Genomic DNA, 9868 nt, shown 5'->3' with positions numbered 1-9868 from the left:
TCTGCTGATTTGGGAATCCACTTTGTCAACAGGTCCTAGTGCTAAGAAGAAGGTCAAGTTGACCGTGCCGGCGGGCGGAAAGCTCCTTTCGAGCGGTGGTACCGAACGAGGCTACAAAATCGAAAGCGGAGGTGGAAACGAATTCCTCGTGTACTTTGCTGCGGGAGCCGCCGACCGCGTCTCGCACGACATCGAAATCGAATATCCTCTGGGCACTTTCCGGGCGACAAGCGATCTTGACCCAATTCGCTGGTGGTTGACTGATTATGCACACGCGGTACTGGCTACGCTGGGATCGGCAATTACGGTCGCTTTCATCTGGTTGAGATTGAAGCGCCTGAAAAACAATGAAGCCTCAAATCTGACGTTGATCGATCACGTCCTGCTCCAACAAACGTCTCCGGCACTTGCTGCCTATCTCTGCCGAAAATGGCTGGCCGACTGGCGGGCAGCTGGCTTTTTCGGATCCATCTGCCGTCTGGCCATCATGGGAGAGTTTCGTCTTTCATCCGCTGAGGCGTCCGGCGAGGTAGAACGACGCGATGTAAATGATCGGGTGGGCGGTCTAAGCTCGCCTTTTTCCAGAGAGGCGTGGCCGCTATCGCTTCGGGTTGCGCGCGGGCAGTTGACCTGGCTACCGCTGAGTGACGCCAGACTGAGCATTGTCGAAGCTTTGAAAGGTGGAAAATCCGAATACAAGGCGGCTGTTCTCAAAGAATATACTGAATTTCAGAGGCAAGGAAAATCGGCGGAATGGGTGCTTTTGTTCACGCTTCTCTCCATTTGTGCGCTGACCGCTTATCTCTCCGGGCTGCAATATTTCATGGGTGCCATGTTGGTGGTTGCTGCAATCGTAATGATTTATATTCAATTGGCTATGCATCCGGAACGCGCAGGGCGATCGGCGACAGGCGAGCAGGGAGCGCTGAAAGTCGCCATTCTTTACCTGATTGGGTTGCCGGCGGTGTTCTTCCTTCTGCTGATCTATGCTGTTCGTCATCCGCCTTATCCGGAACAGATACCGGCAACGATTGCCATCGGATTATTGATCGTGTTGCTGGGTATTGCTTTCGCACTTCCCAAGCCGCTTACCGGGCAGATTCGCGACATGCGCGACAACGTCTTCCTCCTGCGCCGCTATATGCTGGGTCAAATCGTTGGTCCCGCGATGTCGGTCGAAACCTACGAGCGCTATCTCCCCTTTTCCATTGCGCTCGGCGTTGAAACCGCATGGACTGGGGCGTTCGACAGATGGCGAGCCGATGCCGGCCTTGCATCCTACGAGCCGGACTGGCTCATCAAGCCAATAGCTCGGGAAGCATAGGCTTGTCGGGCCGATGATGAGGATGCTGTCCACACCGTCAGCCTCATTATTCGCCGACCGTTCGATGCATCATGACTTTGACGGTGCAACCGGTTAACCTGCGCCCGTCAAAGCTGGGAGCCCCATTTCATGTTCACGATCCTCGTTATTCTTGCCGCCGTCGCCCTTTACGTTGTCTATGTCTATAACGGCCTCGTCAAATCCCGGCAGATGACAGAGGAGGCATGGTCGGGCATCGACGTGCAGCTGAAGCGGCGCGCGGATCTGATCCCGAACCTGATCGAAACGGTCAAGGGCTATGCCGCCCATGAAAAGGGCACGCTCGAAGAGGTGGTCGAACTGCGCAACAGGGCGCAGGCGGTGCCCTCGGGCGATGTCGCCGGTCGTGCCCAGGCGGAAGGCCTGCTCGGTCAGGCGCTTGGTCGGGTGATCGCGCTTGCCGAAGCCTATCCCGATCTCAAGGCCAACCAGAACTTCCTCGAACTGCAGAAGTCGCTGGAGACCATCGAGGGTGAGATCCAGATGTCGCGCCGCTATTATAACGGCGCCGCCCGCGATCTGAACGTCAAGGTCGACAGCTTCCCGTCCAACCTCGTCGCCCGCAATTTCGGCTTCGGCAAAGCGGGTTATTTCGAGATTGCCAACGAGGCCGACCGCGCCGTGCCGACAGTGAAGTTCTGAAGCCGCTTCGGAGCCTCGGTAATGTCCATTCGCCTGCTCGCCGCCTTCGGCCTCGCCTGCCTGCTGGCGCTCTCGCCCGGCCTTGCCGCAGCAGCGGAATTCATCCGCAGCTACGATGCGCAAATCGTCGTTTCCGCGGATGCCGGCCTCGAGGTCACGGAAACCATTACGGTCCGAGCCGAGGGCAATGAGATCCGCCGCGGCATCTTCCGCGATTTTCCGCTTTACGCCGAGGACGCGAAGGGACGCCGCACCAAGGTCGATTTCGAACTCCTGTCGGTGGAACGGGATGGCGAGACGGAAGCCTGGCACACCGAAAACATCTCGGGCGGCATCCGCATCTATGCCGGTTCCGCCGACACCTTTCTCGCTCCCGGCGACTACACCTATCGCATCGCCTACCGCACCGCCCGACAGATCCGTTATTTCGACGATCACGACGAACTCTACTGGAACGTGACCGGCAATGGCTGGCGGTTTCCCATCAATGAAGCGTCGGCCACCGTCGTTTTGCCGGAAGGCGTGAAGCCGACCGAAACGGCCTACTACACGGGGTATCTGGGCGCGACGGATCGCAACGCGCGAATGTTGCGAACGGGCGAGGGCGTCTATTTCGAGACCACCGCCCGGCTTCTGCCCGAACAGGGACTGACCATCGTCGTCGGCCTGCCGAAAGGCGCGGTCGCCGCGCCGTCCGGCGAACAGAACCTCTGGTGGCTGCTGCGCGACAATCTCGCCAATATCATCGGCTTCGGCGGGCTCTCCCTCGTCTTCGTTTATTACCTGCGGTCATGGCTGGCGGTGGGGCGTGATCCGGCCGGCGGCATCATCGTGCCGCGCTGGGATGCGCCGGATGGCATTTCCCCGGCGCTCGTCAATTACATCGACAACAAGGGCTTTTCCGGCGCGGGCTGGACGGCACTCTCCGCTTCCGCCCTCGATCTTGCGGTGAAAGGCTATGTCGTTCTCGACGATCTCGAGAAATCCATCGTCATCCGCCGGACGGACAAGCCGCTGGAGGGCAAGCTTCCGACGGGGCAGGCAACCTTGCTCGCGGAAGTGGGCGAACCAGGTTCGGAACTGGTGATCGACAAGGCCAATGGCCGGCGCGTGCAGTCGGTCGGGCAGAAGTTCCGCTCGGCCATCGAGAAGGAACATCGCGGCAAGTACTACCGTGCAAACTCGGGCTATATCTTCGGCGGCGTGGTGCTGAGCGGCGCGGTCTTCGTCGCGTTGCTGATGTTCGGCGATCTGAGTGAAGAGACCATCGGCATGATGTTCGTGCCGATTTTCTTCGCGGTCTTTCTCGGCGGCTTTGCGGTCAGGCTCGGCAAGGGGCTGCGCCGGGGCGCCTCGCTTCCCGTCCGCATATTCTCGATCATCGGGCTGGCGGCGATCTCCGCCGTGGCGTTCGCCGTCTTCTCCAGCTTCCTGCTGGCGATCTTCGTGGAACTGGAGGACAGCCACCAGATCGGCGTGCTCGCAGCCATTGGCGGCGTGGTGCTCGTCAATGCGCTCTTCTTCTTCCTGATGAGTGCGCCGACGCCGCTCGGCCGCAAGCTGATGGATGGCATCGAGGGCCTGCGCATCTACATGACGCTCGCCGAAAAGGACCGGATGAACATGCAGGGCGCGCCGAAGATGTCGCCGCAGCATTTCGAGACGCTGTTGCCCTATGCGGTGGCGCTCGGCGTGGAAAAGCCGTGGACGCGCACCTTCGAGACATGGCTCGCGACGGCAGAGGCGGGGGCTGCCGCCTATCAGCCGGCTTGGTATCACGGCGGAAGCCCCGGCGATTTCGGTGGCCGCATCGGCGGTTTCTCCTCATCCATGGCCTCGACCATCGCCTCAACCCTTCCCGATCCGCCGAAAAGTTCGTCATCGGGTCTTTCCTCAGGCGGGGGAGGTTTTTCCGGCGGCGGCGGTGGCGGTGGCGGCGGCGGCGGGTGGTAGGCTACTGACCCGATACCAATCGCGTTGAGTTTTGTATCGCAACATGATACATTCTGAACGGGTTGGGAGAGCGTCTTGATAAGGTCTTATGCTTCTGCATTGACTGAGGCGGTCGCGTCGGGAAAAGCGCCGAAAGGATTTCCGGCCGATCTTCTGCGCCGTGCCATCGTGAAGCTGACCCTGATCGATAACGCTTTCGCTCTGAACGATCTTGCCAGTCCTCCGGGAAACAGGCTGGAAGCCTTGAAAGGCGACCGACGGGGGCAGCATTCCATTCGCATCAACGATCAGTGGCGCATCTGTTTTGTCTGGGTGAACGGAGGTGCCGAGAATGTCGAGATCGTCGACTATCATTGAAACAACGGAAGGACGGGACATGGTCGCAGAATTGCCCCCGGTGCATCCGGGAGAGATTTTAAGGGATGAGTTCCTCCTGCCTCTGGGCATGAGTGCTGGCGCCTTGGCGAGGAAACTCAATGTGCCGCGCACGAGGATCGAACGGCTGGTTGCCGAACAGACGGCCTTGACGCCCGATACCGCCCTGCGGTTGGCGCGCTTTTTCAATACAACGCCGCAATTCTGGATGAACCTTCAGACGAGCCATGATCTCAAGGTGGCGGCGATGACAAAGGCGCAGGAGATCGCGGCCATTCCGGTGATGAGTGCAGCGTAGCCGATAAGCTTTATTCCTTGAACCGATCACGCATTTTGCCGCGATTGCATGGATGACTTTTTGCGCCGGGCTTGCTAAGTCCGCCGCAGCCTAAGCAACAAAGATAAAGTCAGTCCCATGCCCGATCTTCTGCTCGAACTCCGCTCCGAGGAAATCCCGGCCCGTATGCAGCGCAAGGCTGCCGGCGACCTCAAGAAACTCGTCACCGATGCATTGGTCGAAGCGGGCCTGAGTTACGAGGGCGCGCGCGAATACTGGACGCCGCGCCGGCTGACGCTGGACATTCGCGGCCTGACCGCTCGTTCCGCCGATATCCGTGAAGAGAAGAAGGGCCCGAGCGTCAACGCGCCCCAGCCCGCCATCGATGGCTTCCTGCGTGGCGCGGGCCTTACCTCCATCGATCAGGCAACCGTCAAGACCGATCCGAAAAAGGGCGATTTCTACGTCGCCTATCTCGAAAAGCCCGGCCGCGCGGCGGAAGAAATCATCGCCGAGGTCATGCCCGGCATTATCCGCACCTTCCCCTGGCCGAAATCCATGCGGTCCGGTTCGGCCTCCATGCCGAAGGGTTCGGTCTATGGCGGGATCGAGGGCAAGGGTCCGGAAGCGCTGCGCTGGGTGCGGCCGCTGCAGTCCATCGTCTGCACCTTCGGCTCCGATCACGACGAAACCGTCGTCATTCCCTTCGAGATCGACGGCATCACCGCCGGTAACGTCACCTATGGCCACCGCTTCCACGCGCCTGCCGCCATCACGGTTCGCCGTTTCGACGATTACGTCGCGAGCCTCGAAAAGGCGAAGGTCATCCTCGATGCCGAGCGCCGCAAGCAGATCATCGCGCAGGACGCCGCCAATCTCGCCTTCGCCAACGGCCTCGATCTGGTCGAGGACGAAGGCCTGCTGGAAGAGGTGTCCGGCCTCGTCGAATATCCGCATGTGCTGCTCGGCACCTTCGAGGCGGATTACCTGACGATCCCGGCCGAGATCATCCGTCTCACCATCAAGACCAACCAGAAGTGCTTCGTCACTCGTCCCCATGGCGAGACCGAAGGCCTCTCCAACCATTTCGTTCTCGTCTCCAACATCGAGGCGAAGGATGGCGGCAAGGAGATCATGCATGGTAACGGCAAGGTTGTGCGCGCCCGCCTTTCGGATGCGCTGCATTTCTGGAAGCGCGACCAGGGCGACCTGCCGGATCTGGAAACGCTGAAGGCTTCCGCCGAAAAGTTCGGTCTCGACCTTTCAAAGCCGCTCGACCAGCGCATGGCCAAGCTCGACGCGCTGAACGTCACCTTCCATGCCAAGCTCGGCACGCAGGGCGAGCGCGTTTCTCGCATCCGGGCGCTGGCAAAGACACTCGCCCCGATCGTCGGCGCCGATGCGGCGCTGGTCGACCGCGCCGTGGTGCTGGCCAAGGCCGACCTGCGCACCGAAGCCGTCGGCGAATTCCCGGAACTGCAGGGCGTCATGGGCCGCAAATACGCGCTGCTGCAGGGCGAGCATGGCTCCGTCGCAACCGCAATCGAGGATCACTACAAGCCGCAGGGCCCCTCCGACCGCGTGCCGGACGACAAGGTCGCGATCACGGTGGCCCTTGCCGATAAGCTCGATACCCTCGTAGGCTTCTGGGCCATCGATGAAAAGCCGACCGGCTCGAAGGACCCCTATGCGCTGCGCCGTGCGGCGCTTGGTATTGTCCGCATCATTCTGGAGCGCAATGTACGACTATCTCATCTCAGTCTTGTTCCACTGCATAGTATTTTGGTGCATTTTGACCGTCGTTCTAAGGGGCGAGAGCAACTGGAGAGACTGTTTTCGATATTGAATGAAAGCCGTCGCCTTTGGGGAATGAAGGCCGAGTTGCGCTGGGAAGTAATCAACGAAATAGCAAATCATTTCGCGGCGAATGACGACACCGTCTACATGAAGACCCGTGATTTGGTTCCCGACCTCCTGTCCTTCTTCCATGATCGCCTGAAGGTCTATCTGCGCGACCAGGGCGCGCGCCATGACATCATCGATTCCGTGCTGACGCCGGAGGCCGACGATCTGTTGATGGTCGCCCGTCGTGCCGAAGCGCTGACCGCCTTCATCACCTCCGAGGATGGCAAGAACCTTTTGGCCGGCACCAAGCGTGCGACCCAGCTTCTGGCCGCCGAAGAGAAGAAGGGCACCGTGGTTGCCGATGCCGTGTCGGATGCGCTCCTGAAGCTCGATGCCGAACGGGCGCTTTTCGCCGCCATCAAGGTGGCGAGCGCGGAAGCGGTCGATGCCGTCGCGAGCGAGGATTTCCGCTCCGCCATGCAGGCCCTGTCGAAGCTTCGCGCGCCCGTCGACACGTTCTTCGACGATGTGTTGGTCAATGACGAGGATGCGGCCATCCGGGCAAACCGCCTGGCGCTGCTGAAGGCCATCCGCGAGGCAACGGCTACGGTCGCGGACTTCTCGAAGATCACGGGGTGATCCGGAANCGACGATGTGTTGGTCAATGACGAGGATGCGGCCATCCGGGCAAACCGCCTGGCGCTGCTGAAGGCCATCCGCGAGGCAACGGCTACGGTCGCGGACTTCTCGAAGATCACGGGGTGATCCGGAACAATTCCAGCAAAAGTGGGAACCGGTTTTGCGTCCGGAATTGCGTGGTTAAAAAGGCATGGAGCGTTGAAGGCAGCTCCGTTTTCGCTGGACATGCGCCGGTGAAAGGCTGCCTGTCGAGAGGCTTAGACCGCGACAAAGACGGAAAATCTCTCCGCCGTCATGCCGGACTTGTTCCGGCATGACGGCGGCGCGATGTCCGTCGCGCGCAAGGCTCTTTGCGATCAAGGCCTTGATCGCGCTGGTTCCCGGCTCAAGGCCGGGAAGACGGCAGTGGGCGAAGCGCCGTCGGATCGCAAGATAAAGTCCGTGAAGAGTTTGTCTGCAGTCCGAGCCCCCGCAAGCGGGGGCTCCTCTCAGGCGGGGTCGGCAACTGCCGGCAGGGCCGAGATACGTTTCTCCCACGTCTCGATCATCGTCCGAAAGGCTGCGCCGCCCATCTGCCGAACGAGATCGTTGCCCTTGTCGTCAAGTCCGACCTGCCGGTATCGGACGGTCACTTCGCTGCCGTCGCCGGCAGGTGCGCATTCGACATCGACGATGGCCGCCCGCACACCGGGCGTCAGGCGATTGTAGCGGACTGTGCCGCGCGCAATATCATGGTGGACCACGGTCCACCATGTGACGGCGCCGTCTTGGGCGGTGGAGAACACCGTTCCCTCGAGGCTGTCGCCGGCGGGGCGGTGGTAGTAGATCGGGTTCCAGTCTTCCACCCACAAACGCTCTCCCTCCGGCGTGAAGAAGCCGAAGCAGCGCGAAGGCGGCATGGGAAGACGGATCGTGTGTTGCTGGTCGTCGTGTTGCGGTGTGAACATATCCTGTCCTTTGCTGGAGCTATATGGGACACAGGACTGATCGTGGCGCTATTCTCCCTTGCGGTCGGAGAGCAGGTGGCTGTCTTCGGACGTCAGGTCGAGGTCATAGATCGCCTTCAGCCGGGTTATCACCTCGATCGTATCGTCCGAGAACGGTTTCTTGCCCTCGAAGGCGTGCAGCACGATCCCCTCGACCAGATCGCCGAGCGTCAGATCCTTGTGTTCCGCGAGCGCCTTGAGAACTTTGACCAGGCGCTTTTCCAGCCGGATGCCGGTCTGGATGCGCTCCACCTGCGTCTTCGCAATCATGGGCATGATAGGCTCATTTTCATCTAGGTACATTGGTACATAAGTACCAACCGTCGTACGAGTCAAGACGGTTTGCTATGGTGTTTGTGTGTCGCTCGGCGTAATGGAAGTCGCATGTCTTCGGCCATCCTCATCAGCGCGTGCCTGCTCGGTCGCCCGGTCCGCTACGACGGCAAGGGCAAGCCGTTGTCGCATCCCGCCATTGAGCGGTGGTCGGCAGAAGGTCGGCTCGTCGGCTTCTGTCCAGAGCAGGCCGGCGGCCTGCAGACCCCGCGTCCGCCCGCCGAGATCGAGAACGGGCTTACCGGCGAAGATGTGCTGGACGGCAAGGCCCGCGTCGTCGAGGCGACGGGCGGCGATGTGACGGCAGAATTCATCGCCGGTGCCGAACGGGCGCTCGCCTTCGCAAGAGACAATGGCTGCGCCTTCGCGCTGCTGATCGACGGCAGCCCCTCCTGCGGATCGGGCCTGATCTATGACGGCTCCTTCGCCGGTCGCAAGCATGCGGGCAATGGCGTGACCGCAGCGCTTTTCCGCCGGTCGGGGATAGACGTGTTTTCCCATCACGATATCGATGCGCTGGCTGAGCGTCTTCGCAAATAGCAGGTAAAGCGGTCTGCCGGTCAGAGGGGGTAAGCCGCAAGCTCGGAGCTGTCATTGCGTACATGCCCAATCATCACGGGAGACGCTCCAGACGCATCTATTCCTGAAGCAAATAAAAAGCCGCCGGACATATATCGTCCGACGGCTCCCTCACGCCCCCGCGTTCAAGGGGTAGAAAACGGCTCAGCTTGCCATGCGCATGCGGTTCGCCATGTCGGAGAGGTTGTTCTCCTGCGAGCCGGAGACCCTGAAGCTGCGGATCAGTTCGAGCAGGTCGCCCGTATCGTTGGCCAGCACCTCGGCCGAAGCCGTGGTTTCCTCCGCCATGGCGGCGTTCTGCTGCGTGGCGGTATCGAGCTGGTTCATCGAAGCGGAGATCGAGCGCAGCGTCGTGTCCTGTTCCTGTGCGCTGTAGGAGATCTTCGACACGATGTCGTTGGCGCTTTCGATCTGACCGGAAATGCGCTTCAGCGCTTCGCCAGCTTCGCCGACCAGTTGCACGCCCTGTTCGACCTGGGCCGAGGAGCGGGCGATCTGGTCCTTGATTTCCTTGGCCGCTGCAGCCGACCGCTGGGCGAGTTCGCGCACTTCCTGGGCGACGACCGCGAAGCCCTTGCCGCTTTCGCCGGCACGGGCCGCCTCGACGCCGGCATTGAGCGCGAGAAGGTTGGTCTGGAAGGCGATCTCGTCGATCACGCCGATGATCTTGGAGATTTCGTTCGAGGACTGCTCGATGCCGCTCATGGCGGAAATCGCCTGGGCGACAACGGCATCGCTCTGCCGGGCTTCGGAGGAGACCGCGTTGACGCGGTTTGCGGCCTCACGCGCGCCTTCCGCCGTCTGGCGAACGGCAACCGTCAGCTCATCGAGAGCAGCCGAGGTTTCCTCGAGGTTTGCCGCCTGCCGTTCGGTGCG

At 61.0% G+C, this 9868-nt stretch carries 10 protein-coding genes; 7 read left to right on the top strand and 3 right to left on the bottom strand.

Translation table 11 applies throughout. The annotated features are described in order from the left end of the window. From J5N58_RS25675 to glyS, 6 genes are all read left to right on the top strand, one after another. A partial coding sequence (locus J5N58_RS25675) for a DUF2207 family protein (protein WP_244714301.1) occupies nt 1-1324 on the top strand: 1324 nt, incomplete at its 5' end. Between the two features lie 129 nt (nt 1325-1453). Further along, nucleotides 1454-2005 carry a LemA family protein gene (locus J5N58_RS25670; RefSeq protein ID WP_112830974.1) on the top strand — a complete coding sequence of 184 codons (552 nt, stop codon included), beginning with the start codon at nt 1454-1456 and terminating at the stop codon, nt 2003-2005. Nucleotides 2006-2026: 21 nt separating this feature from the next. Beyond that, complete coding sequence (locus J5N58_RS25665) at nt 2027-3958, top strand: DUF2207 domain-containing protein (protein WP_244714299.1); 1932 nt, start codon at nt 2027-2029, stop codon at nt 3956-3958. Between the two features lie 75 nt (nt 3959-4033). Further along, nucleotides 4034-4315: a type II toxin-antitoxin system RelE/ParE family toxin gene (locus J5N58_RS25660; protein ID WP_112828979.1), complete on the top strand. Its 282-nt coding sequence runs from the start codon at nt 4034-4036 to the stop codon at nt 4313-4315. Nucleotides 4316-4334: 19 nt separating this feature from the next. After that, on the top strand, nt 4335-4631 hold the full coding sequence (locus J5N58_RS25655) for a HigA family addiction module antitoxin (protein ID WP_112828980.1): 297 nt from the start codon (nt 4335-4337) through the stop codon (nt 4629-4631). A 117-nt stretch (nt 4632-4748) separates the two neighbouring features. After that, nucleotides 4749-7094 (top strand): glycine--tRNA ligase subunit beta, encoded by a 2346-nt coding sequence (gene glyS, locus J5N58_RS25650; RefSeq protein ID WP_113437394.1) that lies wholly within the window; start codon nt 4749-4751, stop codon nt 7092-7094. Between the two features lie 488 nt (nt 7095-7582). Here the strand turns inward: glyS and J5N58_RS25645 are convergent, their stop codons facing one another. Together J5N58_RS25645 and J5N58_RS25640 are read right to left on the bottom strand one after the other, a co-directional pair. After that, nucleotides 7583-8041: a hypothetical protein gene (locus tag J5N58_RS25645; RefSeq protein ID WP_244714297.1), complete on the bottom strand. Its 459-nt coding sequence runs from the start codon at nt 8039-8041 to the stop codon at nt 7583-7585. Between the two features lie 48 nt (nt 8042-8089). After that, nucleotides 8090-8356, bottom strand: coding sequence for a hypothetical protein (locus J5N58_RS25640; protein WP_244714295.1), 267 nt, complete (start codon nt 8354-8356; stop codon nt 8090-8092). A gap of 108 nt (nt 8357-8464) precedes the next feature. Between J5N58_RS25640 and J5N58_RS25635 the strand changes: the two genes are divergently transcribed. After that, nucleotides 8465-8953 (top strand): 2-thiouracil desulfurase family protein, encoded by a 489-nt coding sequence (locus J5N58_RS25635; RefSeq protein ID WP_244714282.1) that lies wholly within the window; start codon nt 8465-8467, stop codon nt 8951-8953. Between the two features lie 183 nt (nt 8954-9136). Here J5N58_RS25635 and J5N58_RS25630 read toward each other — a convergent pair. Then, on the bottom strand, nt 9137-9868 hold a 732-nt coding region (locus tag J5N58_RS25630), incomplete at its 5' end, for a methyl-accepting chemotaxis protein (protein ID WP_244714280.1).

The organism is Paenirhizobium cremeum (assembly GCF_022884085.1).
Lineage (GTDB): Bacteria > Pseudomonadota > Alphaproteobacteria > Rhizobiales > Rhizobiaceae > Allorhizobium > Allorhizobium cremeum.
The sequence above is the reverse complement of the archived record's forward strand: the minus strand, read 5'-3'. Positions and strand labels throughout refer to the sequence as shown.